This window comes from Vibrio sp. 10N.261.51.C6 (genome assembly GCF_041471785.1).
GTDB classification, from domain to species: Bacteria; Pseudomonadota; Gammaproteobacteria; order Enterobacterales; family Vibrionaceae; genus Vibrio; species Vibrio crassostreae_C.
On record NZ_JBFRPB010000019.1, the window covers coordinates 1 to 25,390 of the forward strand.

18 protein-coding genes and 3 pseudogenes are annotated in these 25,390 nt (G+C 45.5%); 3 read left to right on the plus strand and 18 right to left on the minus strand.

Features of this window, described 5'->3' with window-relative positions; genetic code table 11:
- Positions 1 to 68: 68 nt before the first annotated feature.
- On the minus strand, positions 69 to 1,127 hold the full coding sequence (locus AB4375_RS04350) for a tetratricopeptide repeat protein (protein ID WP_372051082.1): 1,059 nt from the start codon (positions 1,125 to 1,127) through the stop codon (positions 69 to 71).
- Positions 1,128 to 1,214: 87 nt separating this feature from the next.
- The gene (locus tag AB4375_RS04355) at positions 1,215 to 2,546 is read right to left on the minus strand and encodes an anaerobic sulfatase maturase (protein WP_372051083.1); all 1,332 of its coding nucleotides are present in this window, start codon (positions 2,544 to 2,546) and stop codon (positions 1,215 to 1,217) included.
- 137 nt (positions 2,547 to 2,683) lie between these two features.
- On the opposite strand from AB4375_RS04355, the gene AB4375_RS04360 reads away from it, so the two are divergent.
- From AB4375_RS04360 to AB4375_RS04370, 3 genes are all read left to right on the plus strand, one after another.
- Positions 2,684 to 3,472, plus strand: a complete 789-nt coding sequence (locus AB4375_RS04360; protein WP_017060470.1) for an SUMF1/EgtB/PvdO family nonheme iron enzyme — start codon at positions 2,684 to 2,686, stop codon at positions 3,470 to 3,472.
- Between the two features lie 165 nt (positions 3,473 to 3,637).
- Positions 3,638 to 5,320, plus strand: a complete 1,683-nt coding sequence (locus AB4375_RS04365) for an alkaline phosphatase family protein (protein ID WP_372051084.1) — start codon at positions 3,638 to 3,640, stop codon at positions 5,318 to 5,320.
- Positions 5,321 to 6,074: 754 nt separating this feature from the next.
- The gene (locus tag AB4375_RS04370) at positions 6,075 to 7,250 is read left to right on the plus strand and encodes a threonine/serine exporter family protein (RefSeq protein WP_372051085.1); all 1,176 of its coding nucleotides are present in this window, start codon (positions 6,075 to 6,077) and stop codon (positions 7,248 to 7,250) included.
- A 312-nt stretch (positions 7,251 to 7,562) separates the two neighbouring features.
- Here AB4375_RS04370 and AB4375_RS04375 read toward each other — a convergent pair whose 3' ends face one another.
- The 16 genes and pseudogenes from AB4375_RS04375 to AB4375_RS04450 form a co-directional block, all read right to left on the minus strand.
- A complete protein-coding gene (locus tag AB4375_RS04375; protein WP_108202790.1) occupies positions 7,563 to 8,546 on the minus strand; it encodes a GTP-binding protein in 984 nt (327 codons plus the stop codon).
- 92 nt (positions 8,547 to 8,638) lie between these two features.
- Entirely contained in the window at positions 8,639 to 10,315 is a 1,677-nt protein-coding gene (locus AB4375_RS04380; protein WP_017062008.1) for an amidohydrolase family protein, read from the minus strand.
- A 109-nt stretch (positions 10,316 to 10,424) separates the two neighbouring features.
- Complete coding sequence (locus AB4375_RS04385; protein ID WP_017069872.1) at positions 10,425 to 11,060, minus strand: hypothetical protein; 636 nt, start codon at positions 11,058 to 11,060, stop codon at positions 10,425 to 10,427.
- Positions 11,020 to 11,142 (minus strand): annotated as a pseudogene (locus AB4375_RS04390) (carboxylesterase family protein); the annotation flags it as partial. The gene AB4375_RS04385 and the pseudogene AB4375_RS04390, both read right to left, overlap by 41 nt.
- Positions 11,143 to 11,186: 44 nt before the next feature.
- Complete coding sequence (locus AB4375_RS04395; RefSeq protein WP_017062010.1) at positions 11,187 to 11,471, minus strand: hypothetical protein; 285 nt, start codon at positions 11,469 to 11,471, stop codon at positions 11,187 to 11,189.
- Between the two features lie 377 nt (positions 11,472 to 11,848).
- A pseudogene (tnpC, locus tag AB4375_RS04400) lies at positions 11,849 to 12,808 on the minus strand (IS66 family transposase); the annotation flags it as partial.
- Positions 12,808 to 13,403: pseudogene (locus AB4375_RS04405) on the minus strand (diacylglycerol kinase family protein); the annotation flags it as partial. The pseudogenes tnpC and AB4375_RS04405, both read right to left, overlap by 1 nt.
- A 19-nt stretch (positions 13,404 to 13,422) precedes the next feature.
- Positions 13,423 to 14,328, minus strand: a complete 906-nt coding sequence (locus AB4375_RS04410) for a LysR family transcriptional regulator (RefSeq protein WP_017059228.1) — start codon at positions 14,326 to 14,328, stop codon at positions 13,423 to 13,425.
- A 78-nt stretch (positions 14,329 to 14,406) separates the two neighbouring features.
- Complete coding sequence (locus tag AB4375_RS04415) at positions 14,407 to 15,789, minus strand: BatD family protein (protein ID WP_372051086.1); 1,383 nt, start codon at positions 15,787 to 15,789, stop codon at positions 14,407 to 14,409.
- Positions 15,786 to 17,492 (minus strand): VWA domain-containing protein, encoded by a 1,707-nt coding sequence (locus tag AB4375_RS04420; RefSeq protein ID WP_372051087.1) that lies wholly within the window; start codon positions 17,490 to 17,492, stop codon positions 15,786 to 15,788. The genes AB4375_RS04415 and AB4375_RS04420 overlap by 4 nt, the downstream gene beginning before the upstream one ends.
- Positions 17,485 to 18,564: a VWA domain-containing protein gene (locus tag AB4375_RS04425; protein WP_372051088.1), complete on the minus strand. Its 1,080-nt coding sequence runs from the start codon at positions 18,562 to 18,564 to the stop codon at positions 17,485 to 17,487. Before AB4375_RS04425 ends, AB4375_RS04420 begins: the two co-directional genes overlap by 8 nt.
- A complete protein-coding gene (locus AB4375_RS04430) occupies positions 18,557 to 19,099 on the minus strand; it encodes a DUF4381 domain-containing protein (protein ID WP_108208755.1) in 543 nt (180 codons plus the stop codon). Before AB4375_RS04430 ends, AB4375_RS04425 begins: the two co-directional genes overlap by 8 nt.
- Complete coding sequence (locus tag AB4375_RS04435; protein ID WP_372051089.1) at positions 19,100 to 20,062, minus strand: DUF58 domain-containing protein; 963 nt, start codon at positions 20,060 to 20,062, stop codon at positions 19,100 to 19,102.
- 12 nt (positions 20,063 to 20,074) lie between these two features.
- Positions 20,075 to 21,058, minus strand: coding sequence for a MoxR family ATPase (locus AB4375_RS04440; protein WP_004730485.1), 984 nt, complete (start codon positions 21,056 to 21,058; stop codon positions 20,075 to 20,077).
- Positions 21,059 to 21,207: 149 nt separating this feature from the next.
- A complete protein-coding gene (locus AB4375_RS04445) occupies positions 21,208 to 23,646 on the minus strand; it encodes a tetratricopeptide repeat protein (RefSeq protein WP_372051090.1) in 2,439 nt (812 codons plus the stop codon).
- A gap of 192 nt (positions 23,647 to 23,838) precedes the next feature.
- Complete coding sequence (locus AB4375_RS04450) at positions 23,839 to 25,386, minus strand: arylsulfatase (protein ID WP_102479208.1); 1,548 nt, start codon at positions 25,384 to 25,386, stop codon at positions 23,839 to 23,841.
- Between the last annotated feature and the right edge of the window lie 4 nt (positions 25,387 to 25,390).

Genomic DNA, 25,390 nt, shown 5'->3' on the forward strand with positions numbered 1-25,390 from the left:
ACTTTACGGGGTCACTTCAGTGTCGACTGGCTTTTCATTATAGGCTTCGCTAATTACTCATTAGGATATTATGAGCTTGGCGCTACTCGTTTATCTTTCAACTGATCAATAACATAGTCAGGAGCTACTTTACCTAGCTCACCTAAGCAATCATCGGTCTTTTCATTTCCGTAGCGCACATAGATATCGCATACCGCGTATAGCTGCTCTGGAGAACCAGAGATCAAATATGCTTTCTCGAACGATTTAGTCGACTTGTCGATATCCAACTCTTCTTGTAATACCCCATTTAGGTACCAGTAGTAGCTGTTATCTTTCGCTAGCTTCGCAGCCACTTCAATCTCTTTGGCTGCCGCAGTTTTGTCTTCAAGGCGAACCAGAGTCAACGATTTCGAATAATGCAGAGCGGCGTTGTTTGGCACGCTCTCCAAACCACGATCTAATACTTCGACTGCTTGCTTATCTTTGTTCTGAGCTCGAAAATTATCTGCGTAGCTCAACCAAACTTGCGCTTCTTTTGGATGCGTACTGATCAGCTCTAGATAAACCGTTTCCGCCTTATCCCAGTCATTGTGCCAACGAAGCACATCAGCAAACAGTAATTGGTACTTTTCAGATTCTTGCGTTTCCAAGAAGCTAATAAGCTCTATGACTGGTGGTTCAATTTGTGCTTTCTGCTCGTCATCCAATGCATTGAAGTCACGGACTAGGTTTGACGTTGCCGTATGGCGAACCATGGTATCGCTGTCTTTTAGCAAGGGGGAAACTAACGCCCAGCGATGTTCAAGTTGGTAAGGTTCAGAACCGATAACCGCCGCTTCACGAACTTCAGGGTTTTGATCTTTTAAGCCTCTTGCCACCGCCACCAGCGCATTTTGGCTTGGATATGAAGCAAGCTCTTGCAGTGCACCAGTACGATTTTCAACAGATTGATTCTGATCTTGTGCCATGTAAGACAACTGTTGAATGCGGGTTTGAGTGTCCGTCATTTCAAGCACTTGATTGATATTTTGTGCTGGCGCGTCAACCGTTTGTTGAACGCTATTCGCAGCCATCGCAGACGTTGAAATTAATGCGGACGTTGAAATCAATAAAGCAACAGCTGTCGCTAAACTCTTCTTCATCATAGTATTACCTTAAACTGGAGAACTTAGCCTGTCCTTAGACTCGTATCTGATTAAATTTTTCTTGGACCTGTTGATCCAAAGAACGAGTTAAAACTTGGTCTCGAACGTAGCTTGTTGCGCCTGTTTTGCTCGATGCGCCATCAATACTGAGTCGCTGAATTTACCATGAGCAACCGGATGCCCCATCGCGCGAGCGATGTACGCCATCGACTTATCGACATGAGAAAAGAACTTATGCCAACCAGCACATAAGTAGTTCAAACCCGGTTCACCTACACGAGTTTTGATAAAGCGGTTCTTAGGGCACTCACCATGACAAGCGAACTTGTAATCACACTGCTGACATTGACTGGTCAGTATACGGGATTTAGCAAAACCAAACTTTTGCTGTGGTGCGCTGTACGCCAAATCATCAAGTTTCTCGTGATGAATATTACCAATCTTGTATTCAGGGTAAACATAATGGTCGCATGAAAATACGTCGCCATTTGGCTCCATTGCCAAGCCCTTTCCGCATATCTCATTCAAGGTACACAGTGGGTTCGGACGCCCAATCCACGTTTCTAAACTTGCTTCGAAATATTGAACGAACACTTTTCCGATATCGTGTTTCGCCCACTCATCAAACACAGCAATCAGGAAGTTACCCCACGCCAGATCTGACACACACCATGATTCCATGATTGAATCTTTATGACCCGGGATCAGGCGCTTGTCACCCTGCTTCAATTGCTCGCTCACTTGAGAGGTTTGCGGTGCAACCGTTCTAAAGGTTTTTTGCTCAACGATAGGGATAAACTGCATTTGTGGCGACTTCACCACATCACGTAAGAATCGGTACACTTCTAGTGCATTTTGACTGGTCAGGTTGTTCACGCAGGTTAACGTCGCGAATTTCACTTGGTGCTTGTGCAACAGCTCCACAGCCGCCATCACTTGTTTGAATGTGCCACGGCCAGCTCTGTTAACACGATAGGCATTGTGCAGCATTTCGGGACCATCAATACTCAAACCGATCAGGAAGTTGTTCTTCACAAGAAACTCCGCCCAATCATCATTCAGCAAGGTACCATTGGTTTGTAAATCGTTTGAAATCAATACACCTTCAGGTTGGTACTTTTTCTGTAGCTCAACCACGCGTTCAAAATACGCCAAACCTAGCATTGTCGGTTCACCGCCCTGCCATGAGAAGATAATTTCTGGCGTGTTTTGACCTTCGATGTATTGTCGGATGTAGGTTTCTAACGTCTCATCATCCATTCTTGGAGAACTGCCTTTCTTGTACTCCAACAAATCTTGCTTACTTAGGTAGTAACAATATTTACAGTCAATGTTGCATGCTGCGCCAATCGGCTTAGCCATGACATGCAAGCGCTTAGACGCTTTACCGTTATATTGTGGACCTTGAGTAATATGCATGATTTACCTACCTATTTTAGTATTCTGGACCCATCATAATTCCTATTCGAACAGGTGACATGTTATACCCTTTATAACCAATAGGAATGACCTTAAACGTTAGAATTAGACCCTATTTCGAACATCTGAGGCACGTGATGAAATTTCTTAATTACAAACAGTTAGCAACAATTAGCAGCGTCACCATGACTATCCTTCTGAGTGGCTGTGCAAGCGTGCCTACACACCCCATCGCCCAACAAATTGACCAAGAGATGGTGTTGGTTGAAGGCGGCACATTCACCATGGGGTCGAACGGTCCAGAAGCGACCAAAGCAGAGCGTCCTGCACGTAATGTAACTGTAGATAGTTTCTATATTGCGAAGTTCGAGGTGACTCAAGAATTGTTCGAATCGGTGATGGGTTCATCTCTCAGTTATTTCCAAAACCCACAAGTTCCGGTCAATAACCTTAGTTGGCAGCAAGCAAACTATTTTGTTGAGCAGTTGAATGAATTAACGGGTGAAGAATACCGTCTGCCTACTGAAGCTGAATGGGAATTTGCAGCCAAAGGTGGCAATAAAAGTAAAGGCTATACTTACAGTGGTTCCAATAACTTAGATGATGTTGCGTGGTACTCAGCAAATTCTAAAAATAGCGCACATCCAGTCGGGCTAAAGAAACCAAATGAACTAGGCTTATATGACATGACAGGAAACGTGGGCGAGTTTGTTATCGATGCCTTCGATGACACCTTCTACCGATTCGGTCCAACAGACAACCCTAACAACGCAAAACACAGCGACGTCGGTTTATCACACAAATCGGTTCGCGGTGGCAGCTTTGCTTATGACGAAAATGAATCTGAAAGTTACCGTCGTGACTTCGCAAGCCAATCGATCACTATGTCAGATATGGGGCTGCGTTTAGTTAAGGATGTGAACTAGCTAACGAAGCGAACTAACTAAAGATGCCGAAGGTTATGGTTCACTAATCGTCACCAACAATACTAAAAATACGATTCGCAATGCACACACGTTACAAATCTGGCCAAACGTTGGAAACCTGACCAAACATTAGAACTCAGCGGCAACAGTGAATAAGGAAACTCTATGCAATACACCAAGCTTTCAGGACTAACCCTCGCGTTACTCTGGGCTCTCCCAGCTTCAGCTGAGGAAAAGCCAAATCTAGTCCTTCAAATCACGGTAGATGGCCTGCGCGCAGATCTAATCGAACGATATAAGCACAACTTCGGTGAAGGCGGTTTCCGGTACTTAATGGATGATGGTACCTACTACACCAACGCAAACTACCAACATGGCAACACGGAAACGATCGTGGGCCATGTGTCTCTTGCAACAGGTGCTCCACCGAGCGTACACGGCATGGTAGGTAACGTTTGGTATGACCGTAGCGAAGAACGTTTGGTGTATAACGTAGAAGACGGTAACTACCAAATGCTGACCTCTGGTGCAGGTGTCGATAAAGCAACAGAGATCGACCCAACGCAGAAGACAGCACAAGGCGATGGCCGCTCCCCAGAGCCAATACTCTCCACCACGTTTGGTGACGAACTGACGATTTCCAATAGTGGCAAATCAAAAGTATTCGGTGTATCAGTGAAAGACCGCGGCGCAATCTCATTGGCAGGACACAGTGGTAAAGCCTTCTGGTTCTCCAAAGCACAATCGGAGTTTGTCACCAGTAACTATTACTATGACGAGTATCCAGATTGGCTATCACGCTGGAACGAGAAAGCGATTGCTGCTCAGTATTCCAAACAGAAATGGGAGCTCTCATTACCGCGTGATAAATACACGTTGCAAGAACACGATACCGAACACAAAGTGAAACTCGGTGACTTCCAACGCACCTTCCCTCATCCTTATGGCCCGGCAAGTTACAAGTACTACAGCACAACGCTAACCGTCAGCCCTGCTGGTGACGAAATCACGGAAAACTTCGCTAGCACCTTGTTGATGCAAGAGAAGCTTGGCCAAGGCGACGTGACCGATTATCTGTCAGTGAGTTTCTCATCAAATGACTACGTGGTGCACCTTTACGGCCCTGAAAGCCTAGAAACAGAAGACAACCTTATCCGACTTGATAAGACTCTCGCTAAGCTTTTCAAAACCGTGGATAACCAAGTCGGGCTAGAAAACACATTGATTGTGCTGTCTGCCGACCACGGCGTTCCTGAATCTTCACCTGCGGCAAATGCGCTTGGTTTCAATCAAGCTCAATACTTCAATAAAGACACACTACTCTCGAGTGGTGTTGAGAAACGATTGAAGGATGAATTTGGTTTAACCAAAGACGCGATTCGCTTGTACGCACAACCTTACATCTATCTGAATCATGATCTGATCGCTGAGAAGAAGCTTGATCTGGCTAAGGTCCAAGAAGCTATTGCGGATGAAATTGCAAAAGTGAAAGGTGTTGCGTTTGCTGTATCAAGTAGTGACATTGCGGCTAACCGAGTACCGGATACGCATGTGATGCAGCTAATTAAAAACAACTACCACCCTGCTCGTTCTGGCGACGTGTACGTAGTATTTGCACCGCGCAGCTACATTAACGACATGGAAGGCCTCCAAATTGCCTCTACACATGGTTCTCCGTGGAAATACGACACTCATGTGCCTGTGATCTTTGCAGGCTACGACGTTGAAGCTAAGAAGGTATCGCGACCAGTGACGCCATATGACATTGCGCCAACGCTTTCGAACAAACTGGGTATCACCCAACCAAGCGGGTCAATCGGAGAAGTGCTGCAAGAGATCACTGAGTAGACTCAATCTCTAAGGTTTCGTGAGCTAGATTTCGAATCCAGCACCCACTCAATAAAAGAGCCGTTTATCTGTTTCTGACTCACTAGGTCGAACCTCTTTTTTAGCCCAACTTTCTGCTCTTAAACCTTATCGACTGTATCCGCCCCATGAACCCACGGGACGATATTGTTAATACGTGAGCGCCGCAATCACACTGTTAGCGCTAAGGAACCTTTGAAACCGTCATCAAAGCTCACTCATAATAAGCTATTATTTACAGTAGATTTCGGTTAATTTTCCAAAGGCCATTATGAAAAACAAACTGAGTTTAGCAATTCAAGCATACTGCAACTGGATTGATTCAAACATTATTGAAATTGCTTATGTCGGTTCCATTCTAGTTGTGATTCTAACGCTCATCATCAATCTTATTTAGGCTTCCATTTCCTAAATATTAGTTTCCTTTACTCATTACCGAGCTTTTCTAAAAGCCTCAGAGTTAAATCAATCACCTCATGGATTTGGAGTTTTACGCCTTCAAATAGCTGCATGATCGGATCTATTTTTGAGGTTGCAGCTTCAACAATGACTGATTTACCTCAACGATAAACTGATAACCTCTCATTCAATGAATCCTATCTTTTTAACCATTGCCTTGTTCGTTTGTAGGGGCCCGTCCTCTATACACGACTATTGGTTACGCTTGAATTAGGATACTATTGAATTAGAATGCCCCTCAAACATATATCGCCTTGTTGATTGAGAAACAAACAGAATGAAACAAACAAATCATATCGAACAATGCCAGCAAGAAATTTTGAGCTTTTCTGACCGATTACATCAATCTGGTTGTGCGCCTTACTCGGTAGCTCAATACACTCAAGCTTATGCAAAACGCCAGAACATTGAAGTCTCTATTGATGTGACCCCGACAAAAGTCATCACTATTTTTGAGCAACCCACGCAAAAAGTCGTGATGGAAAACAAAAAACCACCCTCGGTTAACTTACGTGATTTAGTCGCAACGCTTAAAGGGTTTTCGACTCATTCCCATTACGAAGGTTCAGAAACCTACTCGAATCGTACCTTGTGCTTTGCCAATTTATTGCTTCCGCCATGTTATTTAATGTTAGTTGGCAGTACTTATCTGGCGGTCGGTTTATCCATTATTCTGGGCGCTATAGCCTGGCTAGCACAAATTTTCCTGACTGGGCCAAGAAGCATTCTTGTCGAGTTCTTTGTCGCCTTAGTAGCCAGTTTTTTAACCGGTATGATAGCGGCACAGGTTCCCGGCTTACCAACATTGGCACTGTGCATTTCTTCCATTGTCCTTTTTATTCCTGGGTTAACCGTCACCAACGGCTTAGCCAGTCTTGCTCTCAATGACTTTCGGTCAGGTATCGAACTGCTTGCACAAAGCGCACTCATAGTAATGAAAATATTCATCGGCATTGTTATGGGGTTAGGCTTAGCCAACATAATCAATCAACCATTATCGGTACCGGTATTTATTGATGAAATCCCATTCGTTCTTCATGTCACCGCACTGATCGGGATTTCTGTCGCTATTGGCCTTATTTTCAACGCAAGTATGACAGAAATTCTCTTAGGCCTTCCTGTCGCGGCAATTGGCATGTGGGGGCCACATTGGTTTACTTCCGATTGGGTTGTAGGTACATGGGTAAGCACAATACTCATTACGCTTTACGGGTTGGGGATGGGGAAATTGCGTCACGTTCCACCACTCATATACATTATTCAAGGGATCATCATTCTTGTCCCCGGTAGTCGAATCATTGTCGGAGCAAGTGAGTCCTTCTTTGCGACCTCCATTTTACCCATTCCGAATATTGGTCTGTCCGCCTTGCTGATGTTTGGCGCGATTATGGCGGGACAAATCATGGTTTATTCTATATTTAGTCGTCATTTTGATTCCATCATTGAGCACTAACCATCGAGCTAACAATCGCTGATCAACACGCCCCAATAACCCACGATTGAGTCTTTATCTGCTTTTTGACGTTAACCGATTCTGAGAAGGTACTGATGAACAGAGTCTCGAAAATCGATAAGACTATTGTGTTTCAGATGGCGAGGGGAATGAGCAATATGGATTTGGAAAAACCGAATAGAATCGAAAGTAGCCAATAATTCAATAAGATAAGGATGCTTAGGATGAGTCAATGCAAAGTAGGCAGAGGTAAGCTAGGTATAGGCAAGCGCTAGGTTGATAGGCTTGCCATCTACTCCATTTCCGTTCTAACTACGCCACCAGTGCGTTCAGTTTTTTACGCATACTCTCTTTATCAAGGCCACCTTTAGGTCCAATGAAGACTAACCGTGACGAACGAGATTCATCATCTTCCCATGCATCTCCAACCGTCACATTGGCTCGCTGGCCCGTGCACTGAAATACACAGCGATGATCAGGACGATCGGTTAAATTTAAAATACCTTTCATGCGATAAGCATCAATTGAAAACTGTTGCAGTAGAGGATACAAACTTTGTAGATTAAGTGGTTGATCAGTTTCAAAGCTGAATGTTTCGAAATCATGGTTCACGTGATGACAGTGCTCATCATGACAATCATGGTGCTGGCATTCCCTTTGATCACCCGCTATTTTGTTAGTGACAAAGCGCGTACTTTCAGGGGCATCAAATAAGATAGGTAAATCCACTTCGCCGAATGAAATATCAATCAATTTAGCAAACGGAGCTTGTACTCGGCACCATGCTTTGACTTGCTCTAGTTTATCAGCATCGACTAGGTCAACTTTATTAACCAGAACAATGTCAGCCACTTGAATTTGCTGCTTCGACAACGTCTCCATTGGGCCTTCTAGCCCTAAAATGTTTTCCGCATCGATCGTCGTCACGATTGCATTTAAAGGTGCGTGTGCTTGCAGTTCCGGATCTTCAAATTGAAGTGCCACTTCTTTGGGTTCTGCGATACCTGAAGTTTCAACAATAATATGGTCTGGGCGTTCCTCTAATGCGAGTAAACGCATTACCGAAACGACTAGTCCTTCTGCAAGGTTACAACAGATACAGCCATTCTCTAGGCTGATCATATTTTCACTTTCAGATTTAACTAACTCCGCATCAACATTGATTGATCCAAAATCATTGACGATCACAGCCATGCGCATTCCATTTGCATTGGTTAATATATGGTTTAGTAGGGTCGTTTTCCCTGCTCCTAAAAATCCGGCTAAAATTGTTACTGGAATAGGCTTCTTGCTCATAGCATGCTCTCTTTCGATTTTCGTTGTCTATATTTACTCGGTAAGCAATAAAAAAGGTTGAGCTAATGCCCAACCTTTTAAGTCAGGATAACTTAGCCAGTAACTTTGTTGCGAACCGCTTCACCTGGGTTTGAATCTAACAACATTTCACCAGCTTCAATGATAGGTGTCCCGTTTACAAGTACGTATTTCATGCCTGTAGAAAGGGCATTTGGTTTATCAAATGTTGCAACGGCTTTTACTTCATCAAGTTTGAAAATAGCTAAATCAGCATCTTTACCTACTTGAATACGACCTTTATTTGCCATTTGTGGAACAGCATCCTCAAGAATACGACATGCGTTTAAGCTAGTTCTTTCCATCGCTTCTACTAGTGTTACCGCTTTGTATTCCTCGACATATTTTTCAATAAAACGAGAGAAACAGGCAAGTGAGCGAGGGTGAGCTATTGCGTTGCTTGGAAGTGGCCATACATCACCTTCAATTAATACGCCTTTATCATCCATCCAAGGCATTGCATCTGAAGCGATAGCTGCACCTGGGAATAATACTGAACGGTCCATTTTAGCGCGATCTTCTTTGTTCTCATCGGGTTTTAAGAAGTGCATGACAACCACGGTACCGGGCGCTGATGCTTGTAGTTCAGTGACTTTTTCTTGGTTTAGTGCTTTACCATTCGCTTCCATGTAGCTAGCGCTTGGTACACCCCAACGTTGTAACCAATCGTCACCACGGAAAACTTCTGCGCCAATAACGGAAGAGCCAGCACCATAAGGATAAGCTTCAGTAGTAACGGCTAAACCTTGATCAATGGCGGATTGAACTAAATCGGCACAATCTTCGATATCTTGTACTGACGTGCTGTTGAGGTGACAAATGTGCATGTGTGCACCCGTTGTCGCCGACAGACTAATGAGTTCTTGGTATGCTTCAAAGCTTGATTGTGGCTCTGCGCTGTTTAGGTAACGAACGTGAGTGTAGGTTGGTACTTCATAGCGTTTTGCTAGTTTAGCAAGATCATAGTACTCTTTGTGGCCATAACCTGGTGCGTAACCCGCGTTAATACCAATGCCTAAGCCCCCCTCTTTAAGACCTTGCTCAACCGAGCCCAGAATTTGTTTTAATTCATCTGGGGTTGCTAGGGTATTTTGCCAATTGTTTTTAGAAAAAGCTTTCTGGAACCAAACAATCGTACCATCAGGAGCAGGCATCGTAGGTTCTTTTGCTTGAATACGAGCGTAAGTCCATGCTACAGAAGCGCCGTAATTAATCGGGCGACCTTCAGCAGCAGTAATATCGTAGTACGTTCCGATTGGGAATAGACCAGATTCCATCTCAAGAGCGGTGGTTACGCCATCGAATGCTTGAGCACGGGCAGCAGGAAGTTGTTGTCCGTGAGCGTGCATATCGATAAAGCCAGGTGCAACCACGAGACCTTCAGCATCGATGATTGTTTTGCCTTGCAGCTTTTTGTCTGAGATTGCAGCAATACGCTTACCTTTAATACCGACGTGACGAATTGCGTCGAGTCCAGTTTCAGGATCAACAACACGGCCATTTTCGATAACGATATCAAATGGCCCTTTCTCGTTAGGCATCAATTTGATGTTTTGGCCAACCAGTTTTTCAGGGGCTGCATGTAAAACAGAGGCAAAAGGCAGTGCCGCAGCCCCAACCGCTAACTTAGTCAAAGTCGAACGTTTATCTGTATCGACACCATCAAGTAATACTTGCGTAGCGTCCAATTCATTTGGGTCGTAATTTTTCATATTGATACCTGTTATGTTTGTTGTAAAAGAATATTAGTTCATGATTGCTATGAAAACTATGCTGCATGTAGAAAAATCAATCGATTGACTAACACCCACCTTTCCATCATTAGAATCCACTGCCAACCGTTATATAAAACGCGCTGTCAACGTCACTAAAAGCGAGGTCTACCCCCATGTGTAACCCATATCGGCAAGCTATCTGATAGCGAAATCCAGCACCATACGCATCGACACTTTCATCGTCTGACAGACTGCCCTCTACTGTCGCTTTACCCAGGCCATAAAACGCAGAAACGGTCCAACGATTATCAATCGCATTATCGTATTCCGCGACAACACCCAGCCCAGAGGTCACCGAGCTTTCGCCCATAAAATATTGAATAACGCCATTGATAGCGTTATTCACATCTTCATTACTGGTCTCAAACTCTACCGAGCTCTGGCCAATAATATGTTTCACACCCAGCATCAATGGTGTGTTTGCCACTCGAAACTGGAGCTGCTGAAGCGCAGCGACTCCCGAGTTTTTTGTGCCGAATTGAATCGTTTTGTTGTACGACGCACCTATACTGAACTCTTTGAAAATATCGAGGTTCGCCTTTCCAGCGCCAACGCCACCCGTATATCGAATGGTATCTTTTAGCCACGACGGTATCACCGTTAATATCGGTATCAGAACCTGCGCCATATTCAAAGTCCCCACCATGAATAAAGACATACACGGGTAATGACTCTGAACCATTGATCTCCGAAGGACGCCAAATATTAAGATTCAAGCAATCTTCAGATTGCTCTTGCTGGGTTATTTTAAGCTGTGGGCACACGGCGCCAAATTGTGTCGCATCTATAGCGCTATCAGCATTGTGTTCTAATTGACGGAGTGACTGTGCTGAAAACGTTGTTGATCGGCGTAAGTGATTCCTTTAAACGCTTCAATGGATACGCGTTGCTCGTCACCTGCTAAGGTATTGATCACAACAGACTCTCTATTTGCGAAAAGAGTCGCGTCCCCGATGGATACTGAAACCTGCTCTGTTGGTAATGTCTGAAGCGGTTCTGGCTTAATAGGACGTGAGCTGGTTTCATCACTACCCCACGCAGAAAGAGCAACAGTGATAGCGATAACCATGAGTGAGCGATGCGTTAAATTCATGGTTGTACCCATAAATGTGTTCGGCCATCTGACCTGATATTGGTATCATCAAACCTGAGAATCCCTATGCTCAGCCATGCTCATTTCTGGAGTATTTGAAGTATTTTTTCTTTATGGTGCGATATTAATTCACTCTTTAAATTTGAATAAATCGCTTATGCAGGACGTGATCCTACATATATTCACTACCGTGAGTGGATGTCGCTTTTTATTTATCACAAAGACTTCTTGTTGTACCTTCTTTGGCTGACTATCTAGGGTTGATAAAATTTCAACGGGTTCTTGAAACAGCTCTATAGGGGGTTGCTGTGACTCTCCTTCTGAAGCTTCAAACTCATCAAAGAACCCAAATATGTTATTAGAGTCCGATGGCATAGTTAGCACCAAACGTAAGTTTCGAGGCCAAAGCCAATATTGTTGAGGTCTGTTTTGACTTGACCCGAAGAGGTCCAAGGTAGAAGTGCGTCGATATCAGGCTCTGCTTTCGCGAGCTCTTTCATGCACTTGACCATGTAGTCTTAGAGGATAAGACCGTTGGCTTTTGCAGTCTCGACGATACTGTAAAGCATCGCGCTCGCCTCAGCACCGTTTGGCGTGTTGGAGTATAGCCAATTTTTCCTGCCAATAACCAGCGGTTTAATTGCGCGTTCAGCGCGATTATTATCGATAGATAAGTGACCATCGTCGATATAACGAATGAGTTTAGGCCATTGCCCGAGCTAGTACTTTATTGCTTTGCCTAGTGGGCTAGAGCCTATCACCTTCTGGGTTGTCATCCATTGGTAAAGCTCATCCAGTATCGGCTTGGCATACGCTTAACGCTCTGCTTTTCGCTCTTGGGCAGGCGCACCTTTTAAGCGTGATTCTATCCCGTAGAGCTTTTGGGGTTTAGCCAGCACTTTATCAGCCTTGCCCGATTTACCTTCCCCTTGAAGCTTCTTCGCGTCCATGAACTTGCGTTAAGCACCCCACATTAGTGACGTGATGCAGACCATGATAAGCCGTGTAGCCATCGGTTTGTAGATAACCGTTGTAGTCACCTAAAAAGTCCACGGGGCACACCCTCGCGCGACTGTTTTGATAGTCGTACAAGGCGATTTTTTCACATTCGGCAGTGCCGCTTCGGGCGAGTCAGCGCCTGAGCAGTAAAGCCACATATAACACTGCTTCTCTTCTTTGAGCACATTGAGCGGCGTTTCATCCGCCTGAACCACCACTTGTTGAAGTAGGTGCTCTTTCAAGGCGGCATACAGCGGGGCGAACTTCTCACTGACTTGGATGACCCACCTGGCCATGGTGGTACGTGATAGCTCGATACCCGACTGGGTAAACAGCGATCATCAATCAATGCATTGGGTGCTAACTCTTGTCCTCCACCCGCTAAGCGACCATTACAAAAAGCACCAACAAGGATCTCGCCGGTAAAGCTGCCTTTGTCTATGGGCAACGTGCCACTGTAGGGCTTAAAGCCAAGTGCTTTCACCACACCTGTTAGTGTATACGCACCGCCACCGAGAAAATCTTTAAGCTCGACTGGCGTTTCAGCTGTGACTTCAGCACCAACACCCGCCGCAGCGACATTCATAAAATAGCGGTCATTCGCACGCGCGCTATCCACCGCAAACGCCTTGCCTTCCAGCGCTAGTTCAAAAGCACCCGAAATATCGTTAGGTATTCCCGTTGCGGTCTTTCACTGGCACGGAACAGGTTGAGCGCGTTAACGGCTTCATTCACCGTTCCATCGCCACCGACAACAATCAGACGCTTAACACCATCGCATATTGCCTCGCTTACCAAACGAAACATGTCCGACGATTCCCAAGTCACTCTAACTTGCAGGTCAATATCATTGTCCCTCGCCGCAAAGGTGGCTTGCCTTAATTCCGGGATATTGGCTTTCTTTCCGTTTAAAATCACGCGAATGCTGTCCATGGCTATGTCCTTGTATAGGCTAACTTGATAACTCTTTTGCTGCCGCTTTGATCTTAGCTCGTAACCACTTATGGCTTGGTTCATTAGTACGGCTTGGATGCCAAATCATACACATATCGAGGTCTTCCAACTCGAAGGGCAATGGCAGTGTTTTTACCGCGTACTTTTCAGCAAAACAATGCACTGATGAAATAGGCATTACTCCGATGTACTCAGAGCCTTCGATAACAGGAAGCATCTCTACAACGCCCGCTGCGCGATACACGATTCTACGTTTCTCAAGGTCACTATAGTGCTCAGAGCTTAATAAGCTTTTGCGCGCATGCCACCTAGAGACCACCACATGCTCGAGTGCTAAGAACTGTTCCATATCGATGGTATCGCCAACCGTAGGATGATCACTACTACACACCACCACCAGCTCTTCTGTAGAAATCACCTCGTGCTTAAGCATGGTTCTTCCTTTAGGCGTCATATCAACAATCACGTCGTGTCTTTGCAGCCTTAAATCAGACTCATAGTCTTCGGTAAACAGAGGATGAACCTCTAACGCGATACCTGGTGCGACTTGGCTGATTAACCGCATGACTTTTGGCATCATTTCGTAGCTCGCCGCCGAGACGCAGGCAATGGAAAACACGCGGCCTGAGGTTTTAGGATCGAAGTCTCTTGATGCGGATAAGGTAGAAGTAAAGTTTTTAAGTGCAGCGGCCATTGCAGGATAGATATCAATAGCGAATGTGGTTGGCTCTACGCCTGATGTGGTGCGATGAAACAGTGGCTCATCATAGATATCTCTCAACCTTGCAAGTGCTTTACTCACTGCTGGTTGGCTTATATCCATGCGATTAGCAGCTCTAGATAAGTTCTGCTCTTCATAAATAGCGACAAATATAGGAATTAGATTTAGTTCGGTACTTTTCATACAGTTCCATATTAAAGAAACAGGTTCTCCATAGTAGAGAACCTGTCGATTATGTTCGATGCGAATGACTAAAGTTTGCTACTTAGTTCTATCTTTTAAGTCTGGCAAGGCTTTAGGGATTTTCAAGCGAGCAGCAATTGAACGAGAATTGCTTGAGTTTGATGTGTCACTGGGCAAGTTACGTAACCCTTTCCATAAACGAGTGAATACGTTTTTATCTTCACATCCTTGTTGAAGGGCTTCGCTATCTTCTAGCCAACGCTTTTGTCCATTTGATTTACCATGTTGCGCTTTATCCAGTTGCACTTTATTCAGTTCTAACTGAGAGGTTTGGTTTCGCAATTGACGGTAGATAAAGGTTCTTAATGCAGCCCAATTACCTTGCTTAACTAAACGACGTAGTACCAGCCAACTCGGTGTTGGGCGGTTTGCGTAGTAACGCTTAACCGAAACAATCAACGCAATGCAGACTAACAACACCAAACCAACACTAATAAACACCGACATGTAGGCCTTGATGAAAGATTGGACTGTGTGTTTGGCTTCAAACACTTCGCCTTTTATCACCACGTTTTCAAGGCGTTGATTTTTGCTGTCCCACCACTGAAATGAAAACTCTGGCAGCGTAAACTCACCACCCTGCTGAATCACATATACAGTCTGTTCAACTCGGCTTGAGCGATAATCACCACGTTCTTGAGTGTCATCCAAACGGTTGGGCTGTGGGTAAGCTTGGAACTGCTTAGTGGACTTATTGGTTAGCACATCTGGCAGCAACACAGAAAAGCTGTCTTTTGCCTTAATCGTGATAGTTCGAGTAATAGCATCGCCAACTTTTAGCTCTTCACTTGAGCGTTGCCATTGCTGCTCTATATCTACTTCTGTCGCAGAAAACCAAGGCGTTTCATTATCGAGTAAACCTGAAGGCAACGAAGCTTCAAACTTAATCGGCTGCGTGTAAAGCGTACCGCCCACGTTTGAACCATCAGGAGCAGAAACTTGGATACGAACCGGTACGGTTGGAATAACAAACTCACCGGAAGTCATCGGATAAAGCGTCACTTCCCAACGCTGACGTGACCATGTAGTACCACCGACTCTTTCTGTGTAGTTCATCGCGAGTTGGTTACGCTGCTTAGCGATAACGTTAGGGATTTCGATACTGCCGATTCGAGTGCCGCCCGTTAACCAGCGCGGTGTCGCCACCTCAATGTTCAGAATGACCTGCTCATTTACGCTGACTTTGCCCGGCGTTATTTTGTCGCCTGACTTGGGTTTCTCGCCAATCCAAGCGATAAGCTCAACGTCACCACTTTTTTGCAGATCGAAGATATCGGCAGCAGAAGCAACAGCAGGAAAAAACCAACTCAACATAAGAGTCATCGACAACAACCATGTGCGGGCTGTGAATCGCGCTCGCTTTGATTGAATCGCTTCAAGAGCTAAATCATATCGACTCATTGCGTTTGCTCCTGTTTTGACGCTTGTTCGATGGAAGGCGCAGGATCTCTTAACTGAATTTGGAATTTGGATTTCAAGAAGAACTTAGGATCGGCTTCTACTCGCTTTAACCACTTGTCGGCAAGCTCTTGGCTGCCCAAAATCTCATTCGCGTTAAGTGTTTCCTTAAGCATCAATTCCGCTACCGTTTCTTCTTCAGCGCCATCACCCGTTCGCGGCTGATCGTCTTCGAGTTCTAAAGATTCTTCAGGGCCATCTGTGGTTCCAGACTGGCTTTCACTGGTTCGGTTTACCTCTTCGACAATTCCACTAAGCACAGCAAGATTGTTCTCCACATCCGTTCTTAGTTCTGGTGACAGATCCTCTTTCTCACTTAATGATTTCAAGAGGTCTCGTGCGGCAAGGTATTCACGCTGCCTAGCTAACGCACTCGCTGCATTGTACAAACCAAGGTCAGTTTTGGTTTGCAAAAACGCACTGTGAGCGAGCTTAAAATCACGAGCATAGTAATAAGCCGCGCCCTTTCGCATTGGGTCAGTAAAATATTTGGCAGCTTGAAGGTACTCTTTCTGATTCAACAGGCGTTGACCTTGCTGATCGGGCGTTAACCATAAGTCCCACCACCATTGAGCTGTTTTGTCCCAAGTAGTAACCGACTCCACCACAACTGGTTTCTCAGCGGTTAAGTTGACTGTTTTCGCCAAAGTGTCTGGTGAATACATGCTGCTTGTGATCATCAAACCAACGACACACCACTGCACCAACCACCCTTTTCTGAACCATAGCAACATAATGAAAGCCATTGGAATAAGCAGTCCATAGCCCATGTCTTTCCAAGGCATTGAAGATTCGCCGTTGAGCTGCATGTTTCTTTCAACCGCTCTGTTCAGTTGTTGGATATCCGAATCATCAACGGTCACTTCAATCACTCGTCCACCCGTCTTACTCGCTAAGTTACGCAGTGAATCTAGGTCGACAGGGTTATCGCTCACCACATTACTGTTTCCTGCGGCGAGAATGAGCAACTGATAAGGATTGTCGTTAAAGAAACTCTCGTACGCCCTAATGGTGCTTGGGTTTACACCATCTGATACCAACAGTACAGAAGAGCCTAACTCACCAGACAGTTGCTGATTAATCAGTGGCAGTGCTTCCTCTGCTGACTTACCTGAAACAGGCATGATATCGGGTGTGATAGCCGCTAGAAACGGTTCAAACACCTTGCTGTCTTGCGTGACGGGCATCGCCACATGTGCGCTGCCTGCATAAACCACTAAGCCCGTATTACCGCCTTTGCGAGCTGCCAATAAGTCTCTAATTTTCTGCTTAGATCGTTCCAAGCGACTTGGAGGCAAATCTTTAGCAAGCATAGATTCACTACTATCAAGCACAACCAACATCGACGCTTTGTCTTCACCAAAAGGCGAAGCCTCACGCTGCCATGTTGGGCCAGAACAGATAATGATGGCGATAGTCACAATCACCACCAATAGCTTCAACGGCAGTTGCTTGCGCCAGCCTGTTTCGCCAATCGTCAATGCATCACGTAAGTGTGTAGGTAAAATGTCTTTCCACGTTGGTTTGGTCTCTTCTCTCCAACGAACCCATAACAGGAAGAACATCGGAATAAAGGCCAACAACCACAAAGGTCGGATAAAATGAAACTGGGTAAAGAACTGTTGTATCGTGAGAGAATCAGGCATCACTCTCTCCTTTCAAATTCTTAGCCGAAGAAGCGAGCAGCGATCTTCGGCGTATCGTTGCTAAGCTGAATGCGGTCAAATACATCACTACAACAATCGCCATCAAATAGTGGTGCAGCCCCTGTTTAGGGCGATAAGTGGTACTTTCATATAACTGAGGTTCAAGCTCACCAATCTGAGCATAGGCTTTGGTCAGTTCGTCGCGGTTAAGTGCTTCAAAGGCTTCGCCACCTGACTCTTGAGCGACACGCTTGATGGTTTCCATATCCAGAGCAACCTCTCCAACGGTTTGCGGATCGCCCATCGCAATAACGTGAATTCGAACGCCTTTCGCCTTCGCAACTTTGGCGGCATCAATCGGTTCAACAAAACTTCCTGTATCATTACCGTCTGTTAATACGATCACGACTTTCTCTTTTTCGTTGGTGTCGACGTTTGAATCTTGAACGGCAGCACTTTGCTTTTCACTTTGTTCAAACACCTTGATCGCCAAGCCAATTGCATCGCCCAAGTGCGTACTTTGCCCTGCCATCGCGACATCAGTTTGATTAAGCAGTTCAAGCCATACATCTTGGTCCGCGGTAAATGGCGTTTGTACAAACGCTGCATCACCAAACAAGATCAAACCGAGTCGGTCACCTTTTCTGGTTTTCGCAAAATCAGCCAGCACCTCTTTGGTCGCATCTAAACGAGAGATTTTATCGCCTTGTTTAGAAGTGAAATCTTGCTCCGCCATTGAGCCAGACAAATCGACCACCACCATCACATCACGACCCAATTGTTCGCGAACCTGTGGCTCACCAAGAATGGTTGGTTTCGCTAACGCACACACGACCAATACCCAAGTAATAATGAGCGTGGTTCGTTGCCACCAGCTTGGAGTTAAATGGCTTGCACCTTCTGACGGTGCTTCCCCAATCGCTTCTACCAATTCTCGAAAAAATGGCACCTTAATCGCCATTTGCTTAGTTCGATAAGCTGGCACCGCAAAGTAGACCAACAACGGTAAAGGCAGCGCAATAAACCACAGCGGATGCGCAAATTCAAAACTGGCAGATAAAACATCAAACATTGTCTTGCCCCTCAACCGTTACCTGTACATTCGGCTTGTGAAGTTTTAGCCACATCATCGCGGTTTGAATTACCTCTAAACGCTGTTCAAAGCTCAAACGCACATTAGGGTCAATTAGGCTTTGCATCCATAATTCCGAAACTTCATCGGCAAAGAACGCATTGCTGTTTTCACTCGTGTTGGCGCTAACAGGCAGATAAGCGTTCAAACGGTTCACATAAGCTTGGCCAAACAACTTGGCATTACTGCTGTCTAGGTAACGAAGCACCACTTTGAGGACTTTAAAGGTTCGTTCGGTTGAGTTCTTGTCTCTTGCATCCAGTACCATGAGTTCTTGAAGCGCTTCTTTGCGATAACGGTTATTCCACCACCTTAACGCCAAGCGATAAGCCAGATAGATAGCGACCAATAACAGAATAACGCCAAGGATCTTCCAGCCGATCGTTTGAGGAGCCCAGCTCACACTGTCAGGAATCGCTACATCGTGCAGTTCGCGGAGGATATAGGTACTTGGGGGAGTATGTTCAACAGCCATTTAGCGCCCTCCCACTAGCTTCTGCAGCTGTGATATGTGATTGCCCGACGTGTCTAATTCTATATAAGGGAGGTTTTTCATCGCCATCAATTTAGCAAGGGACTGTTTCTGAAGTGCCGCTTTCTGAGCAAGACTTTCACTCGCGAGGTTTACCTTAGATTGGCTATCCAGATTAAGTTGAAAACGACCATCACCCACCACCCAGTTTGCGCTTGCAAGATCTTGAGGCAATGACTGTTCTAATGGGTCGGTGACCATAATGGCCAAGATATCGTTGTGTTGCTGTAACTGCTTTAGTCGATCGAGATGTTGTTCTCGGCAGTCTCGCCAGTCACTAATGAATATCAAGGTTGATTGCTTGAGTCTCATTCGTTTGATCAGTTCAATCCACTGGCTAAAACCAACATTATCGCCATCACTTACATTGACGCCTAAGCTTTGATTGGCTTTGGTAAGATGTTTTAGCTGAGCCAGTAAATCAGACTGTGAACGCTGCGCTTTGGTATGAAACAGTTTTTGGTGTGAGGCTAAAACGAAGCCGACACGGTCACCATCTTTTAGCACTCGCCACCCACACAGTGCCGCCACTTCGGCAGCCACAACGGATTTCATGGTGTTTTGAGAAGCAAAAAACATCGAACTGCGCTGATCGACACAGATCATCACATTACGGTCTTTCTCTTCGGTGTAACTGCGAACATGCGGCTTCCCCGTTCGCATGGTGACTTTCCAATCGAGATTACGGATATCATCACCCAATTGGTAATGACGTAATTCTTCGAAGTTCAAACCACGACCACGGAACAAAGAGTTATGTCTGCCCGAAAGTACACTGCCCGCTTTTAAATGAGGTAACAGTGAAAATGACTCAGCTTGAGCCTGAATTCGCACTAACCTTGAATAGTCACAGTACAGTCGAGGATCAAGGCCTTGTGGTTTGGGAGCTTGTGTTGGCTTCGCCATAACGCCCCCTAGTTATCCGATCTCAACATTATCAAGCAGTTCTTCAACCACTCTTTGATGGTCAACACCATCGGCCAATGCATCGTAAGACAATGAGAATCGGTGACCTAATACGGTTGGCAACATGGCACGCACATCGTCTAACGTGACGTGGTCACGCCCTTGCAGCCACGCATAAGCGCGAGCACATTTATCCAATGAAATAGATGCACGAGGGCTTGAACCAATTTCAATCCATTTCGATAAGTCTGATTCTGGATAACGCTCAGGTTTACGAGTCGCCATTACCAAAGCCACAATGTAGTTCTCTACTAAATCGGAAACGGCAATGTCTGGAAGTTGGCGGCGCGCTTCAAGCACTAATTCAGGTTCAATATGCTGTGGAGTGACTAATTCCGAACTCGTCTCGCTACCGAGTTCCTCACTGCGCACAAGTCGAATGATGTCGCGTTCAGCTTCATCTTCTGGATAGTCGACCGTGACTTTCATAATGAAACGGTCCATCTGTGCTTCAGGCAGTGGATACGTACCTTCTTGCTCGACTGGGTTTTGCGTAGCGAGCACCATGAATAGATCAGGTAGGATGTGAGTTTGACCACCCACCGTAATCGTCCCTTCCGCCATCGCTTCAAGCAGAGCAGCCTGTACTTTTGCAGGCGCACGGTTCACTTCATCGGCTAATACAATGCTGTTGAAAATAGGACCCGGTTGGAAATGCAACTGAGGCTTTCCATCAAGCTCTTGATACACCTCCGTGCCCGTCACATCAGATGGCAGCAGGTCTGGCGTAAATTGAATTCGACCAAAACTGGTGTTCAGTAGATTCGCCAGCGATTTTACTGAGCGAGTTTTCGCTGTACCGGGAAGTCCCTCTAAAAGCACATGGCCATTAGTCAATAACCCTATCACCAGAGCCCGAACGACGTGGCTCTGACCGATAACACTTTTCTCTGTTTGTTCAATCAGTTGGTTTATTGCTTGTTGCGCATGGTTCATAGGTCTTCCCTTAATTCAATCTGGCTGCGTACATCCTACTCACAAGCTCCATAACTATTAGTTATACACATGATAAACAGTTATAAACGCGATAATTGGTTACAAGCGGAATAAGCAGCAAGCTCGATAGCCAAGCTCACCTCATCGCTTTATTTAAACCTAGCTTTCAATTGGTTAATGGCTTCCGGCGGTGCCACTTTGCTCAATGATGAAATACATTGCTCAAACGCCTTTGGTACGCCCGGTATATGACTGTTTCGCGCCAACACTTCACACTGGGCATACAGGTGCTGTGGGTTGCGGCTAAATTGGTAAGCCTTATGCAGTGATTGACTTGCCGCAAGCACATCCGATTTTTCCAAAGCCAATCCGTACACATACCAATATTGAGGGTCGGTTTGCGCAGTTTCAGCGGCTTGTTTAAGGTAGTCCGTTGCTTGTTCGTAATCTTTCACGCGAAGCAGAGATAACCCTGTGCTGTATGGCAAAACACTCGATTTAGGCTGAGCTTCAATACCTTGCTTCAAGGTCGACAACGCTTTTGCCTCGTTACCTTGCGCTCGATACAAATCCGCTAAATTGGCGTAGCTGTTTTCGAAATAAGGCTCAATCTCGATAGCGCCTAGATAAAACTCAATCGCTTTGTCGTGCTGGCCTAAATCTCGGTAAACGTTGCCTAGGTTAGTACGTCCAAATCCTCTGTCGGCATTAAATTGCTGTATTTCAATGTACTCTTCTAATGCAGGCTTGATTTGGTCTTTCTGCAGAGGGTTCATTTCTCCCCAATAACGCACTAATGCGCCTGCGGTTTCTGAACGAATCGACAATACAGGGTCTTTCAGTAGCGGCTCTAGAATTTGCCAACGGTCAGTGAATGGGAAACCAGACGAGCCTTGTACCACACCCAAACGGATCATTTCATCATCATGTTTCACCGCTCTTGCCAGCGAAATAAGCGTATTCTTACCCGTATTACCGCCCAAACGTTCTAAGCTCGATGCACGAATGATATTGCTTAAGCTAGAGTCCTGAGCCGAGTATGCCAACGCATCCTCTGCACCTCTGTGCCCTATCGAGTCAGCATAAAAGGCAACGGCAAAGTGCTGCTGATTACGATACTTAGAATCTGGGAACCACTCACCGATTTGCTTATCTGCCCACTGGTCGGTTTGATCTTCATGACAGCTAGTACACACGTTCGGCGTCTTGATGTGTTGGCTAATATCAGGGCGTGGGATATGCCAACTGTGGTCACGTCTTGGGTCGACCTCCATGTAAGTCGTCTCTGGCATGTGACAAGTCGTACATTGTGAAGCTTCAGTATTCGCTTCGTGGAATGTGTGCTTCTCAGGCGTGTATTCTGATGCAATGTGACATTGGCTACACACGGCTTCTTCCGCAATTTTTAGTTCAGCAGTATGGGGATCGTGGCAGTTAGTACATGTGACGCCTTTTTCCGCCATCACGGATTGAAGGAAAGATCCGTAAACATAATCTTCATCGTAGATTTGACCATCGTTGTGGTAAAGCTCTGGGGTAATCAAGCTCAAGCGATACTTATCAAAGAAAGACCCGTTAACGTGATCACCCGTTTCATTTAACTGAGTACGACGGCTGTGGCATTGAGCACAGGTTTGAACTTGATTCGTATGGATGATGTCTTTTGGTTGCAGGGTTGAATTACCCTCTTGATAGATCCACTCTTTGACCGACTTCGACAAGTCGCGGTCAAAACCATAATGCGCCGAGACTGGAGCATCCTTTCCACCGTTAGCTTTTGCTGACTGCTCTTTGGTTAATTGAGCTTTTGCTAGCTGGGCCTGCTCAACGTGCTCGCTTGCAGGGCCATGACAGGCTTCACAACCGACATTAATCTCAGACCAAGTAGTGTTATAGGTATTACTCGCGCTGTCGTAGTTCTTTTCTAGGTTCGTTGAATGGCAATCAGCACACATGAAGTTCCAGTTTTGACCGCTATTGGTCCAGTAGAATTCATCAGTGTTGGTGGTATCCGGGTAGAGGTTAAACCAGCGTTGACCGCCTTCGCCCTCAGTGCGAGAGTCCCAAGCGAAAGGAATCAACTGTACACGGCCGTCTTCAAATTCAACCATGTATTGTTGTAGTGGTTCAAAGGCAAAGGTATAGCTGATTTTGTAATCTTTAAAGTGGCCGTATTGCCCTTCAATATTGACCCAGAACTCTTCGCCCTTGCGGAAAAATCGGTTGGGTTTTCCGTCATGAGTGACCGTTTGATCGTTGAAATCACCTAATACAGATTCGTCTGTAGCGTGCTTCATCGCCATATCATGATGAGAGCCCTCCCACGCTTCGACTTCTGCACTATGACAATCAACACACGCTTCCGAACCGACATACGTGGCTTTAGAGCCGATAGGTAAAGCATCAGAGCTAACGTGCGAAGCTACAAAGTTGGCCTTTGAAATATCAGAGTTGATATTAGGGTCTTGCTCGTTGGCATAGGCGTTCAGACTGAACAGCGACAACATCAGTGAAGACAAGATTGCGGATAATACTGCGACTCGCTGGTGTTTCAATCCGTTTACCAGTGAGCACAACCATGCAGACATAACATTCCTTGTTTTTATACATCCTTATGCTTAATAAGGTAGACGCAAAAACAATGAATTTACAATTATTTAGTGGCAATGAGCTCGATAGTTGTGACTCATATTCACGACCGGGATTTACTCATCGGTATGCGCATAAAAAAAGAGCTCCTAAGAGCTCTTCAATCTGTTCAGTTTCACTCAAACAATCACTTACTTGTTATGGTTCTCTTGAAGTTTTTCCATAACCTGATCCAAGCTAAAGCTTGCTGCTTTTTGGCGTGGTGGGTATTCAGCAAATGTTTCTAAGAATTTGCCCACATACGCTTGAGCAGGAACGAACATATAAGCGTGGTCTAACAACCAGTCGTAATATGTGTTCGAGGTAATATCTGCGTTTTCGTATGGGTCCATACGAAGGTTAAACAGCTTAGGAAGGCGTAACGTCACGAACGGTTCAGCCCAGATTTGCATGGTACCCGTTGCTCGTTGCTCCATGAACACCGCTTTCCATTGGTTATAACGAAGTGCTGCTAAATCACCATCATCGGTAAAGTAGAAGATCTCCGAACGACGACCTTTTTCTTCTTCACCCGTTAGATAAGGAAGAAAGTTATAACCATCTAGGTGAAGCTTAAACGTTTTATCACCTGCAGTATGGCCTTTCAGCAGTTTCTCTTTGATTTGATCATCACCTGCGGCTGCTACGAAGGTTGGCATCCAGTCCATGTGATGCATAATTTCGTTAGAGACACTGCCCGGTTCAATCTTACCAGGCCAACGAACCATTGCTGGTACACGGTATGCGCCTTCCCAGTTGGTGTTTTTCTCACCACGGAACGGGGTTGTGCCCGCATCAGGCCAAGAGTTCATGTGTGGACCATTATCCGTTGAGTAGAAAACAATCGTATTGTCTTTAATACCCAATTCGTCAACTTGTTTCAGTAACTGACCAACGTGGCGATCGTGCTCAACCATACCGTCGGCGTAATTGCTGATGCCGGTTACACCTTTGCTGTCTGGTTGCACATGCGTTCTAAAGTGCATGCGCGTTGCGTTCCACCAAACGAAGAATGGCTTGTCGGCTTTCACTGCGCGATCCATAAAATCAAGCGCGGCATCGAGCGTTTCTTCGTCAACGGTTTCCATACGCTTACGTGTTAATGGGCCCGTATCTTCAATCTTGCCGTCAGCAAATGATTTGATAACACCACGCGGGCCAAACTTCTTACGAAACTCTGGGTCGGTTGGGTAATCTTCATTTTCTGGTTCTTCTTCAGCATTTAGGTGATAAAGGTTGCCAAAAAATTCGTCAAACCCGTGCGCTGTTGGAAGAAATTCATCTTTATCGCCAAGGTGGTTTTTACCAAATTGACCTGTCATGTAACCCATAGGTTTAAGCAATTCAGCAATGGTTGCATCTTCTGCTTGAAGGCCAATATCTGCACCTGGCAAGCCTACTTTACTTAAGCCTGTTCTCAGTACACTTTGACCTGTAATGAACGTAGAGCGACCTGCGGTACAAGATTGCTCTGCGTAGTAATCGGTAAACATCATGCCTTCTTTGGCGATGCTATCAATATTCGGGGTTTTGTAACCCATGAGACCGAAGGTGTATGCACTCACATTGGATTGACCAATATCGTCCCCCCAAATGACCAATATATTTGGCTTTTCTGCCGCAAAAGTGGCGCTAGACGCGGCCATCATTGCTGTACCCAAAATCGCTAATCGACGTTTAGCGCCATATTTCGCTGTCATAGAA

What these genes read in the sequence shown, in the direction of transcription:
- AB4375_RS04350 (WP_372051082.1), bottom strand. Translation starts at nt 1,127, where the DNA reads ATGATGAAGAAGAGTTTAGCGACAGCTGTTGCTTTATTGATTTCAACG.
- AB4375_RS04355 (WP_372051083.1), bottom strand. Translation starts at nt 2,546, where the DNA reads ATGCATATTACTCAAGGTCCACAATATAACGGTAAAGCGTCTAAGCGC.
- AB4375_RS04360 (WP_017060470.1), top strand. Translation starts at nt 2,684, where the DNA reads ATGAAATTTCTTAATTACAAACAGTTAGCAACAATTAGCAGCGTCACC.
- AB4375_RS04365 (WP_372051084.1), top strand. Translation starts at nt 3,638, where the DNA reads ATGCAATACACCAAGCTTTCAGGACTAACCCTCGCGTTACTCTGGGCT.
- AB4375_RS04370 (WP_372051085.1), top strand. Translation starts at nt 6,075, where the DNA reads ATGAAACAAACAAATCATATCGAACAATGCCAGCAAGAAATTTTGAGC.
- AB4375_RS04375 (WP_108202790.1), bottom strand. Translation starts at nt 8,546, where the DNA reads ATGAGCAAGAAGCCTATTCCAGTAACAATTTTAGCCGGATTTTTAGGA.
- AB4375_RS04380 (WP_017062008.1), bottom strand. Translation starts at nt 10,315, where the DNA reads ATGAAAAATTACGACCCAAATGAATTGGACGCTACGCAAGTATTACTT.
- AB4375_RS04385 (WP_017069872.1), bottom strand. Translation starts at nt 11,060, where the DNA reads ATGGTTCAGAGTCATTACCCGTGTATGTCTTTATTCATGGTGGGGACT.
- AB4375_RS04395 (WP_017062010.1), bottom strand. Translation starts at nt 11,471, where the DNA reads ATGAATTTAACGCATCGCTCACTCATGGTTATCGCTATCACTGTTGCT.
- AB4375_RS04410 (WP_017059228.1), bottom strand. Translation starts at nt 14,328, where the DNA reads ATGAAAAGTACCGAACTAAATCTAATTCCTATATTTGTCGCTATTTAT.
- AB4375_RS04415 (WP_372051086.1), bottom strand. Translation starts at nt 15,789, where the DNA reads ATGAGTCGATATGATTTAGCTCTTGAAGCGATTCAATCAAAGCGAGCG.
- AB4375_RS04420 (WP_372051087.1), bottom strand. Translation starts at nt 17,492, where the DNA reads ATGCCTGATTCTCTCACGATACAACAGTTCTTTACCCAGTTTCATTTT.
- AB4375_RS04425 (WP_372051088.1), bottom strand. Translation starts at nt 18,564, where the DNA reads ATGTTTGATGTTTTATCTGCCAGTTTTGAATTTGCGCATCCGCTGTGG.
- AB4375_RS04430 (WP_108208755.1), bottom strand. Translation starts at nt 19,099, where the DNA reads ATGGCTGTTGAACATACTCCCCCAAGTACCTATATCCTCCGCGAACTG.
- AB4375_RS04435 (WP_372051089.1), bottom strand. Translation starts at nt 20,062, where the DNA reads ATGGCGAAGCCAACACAAGCTCCCAAACCACAAGGCCTTGATCCTCGA.
- AB4375_RS04440 (WP_004730485.1), bottom strand. Translation starts at nt 21,058, where the DNA reads ATGAACCATGCGCAACAAGCAATAAACCAACTGATTGAACAAACAGAG.
- AB4375_RS04445 (WP_372051090.1), bottom strand. Translation starts at nt 23,646, where the DNA reads ATGTCTGCATGGTTGTGCTCACTGGTAAACGGATTGAAACACCAGCGA.
- AB4375_RS04450 (WP_102479208.1), bottom strand. Translation starts at nt 25,386, where the DNA reads ATGACAGCGAAATATGGCGCTAAACGTCGATTAGCGATTTTGGGTACA.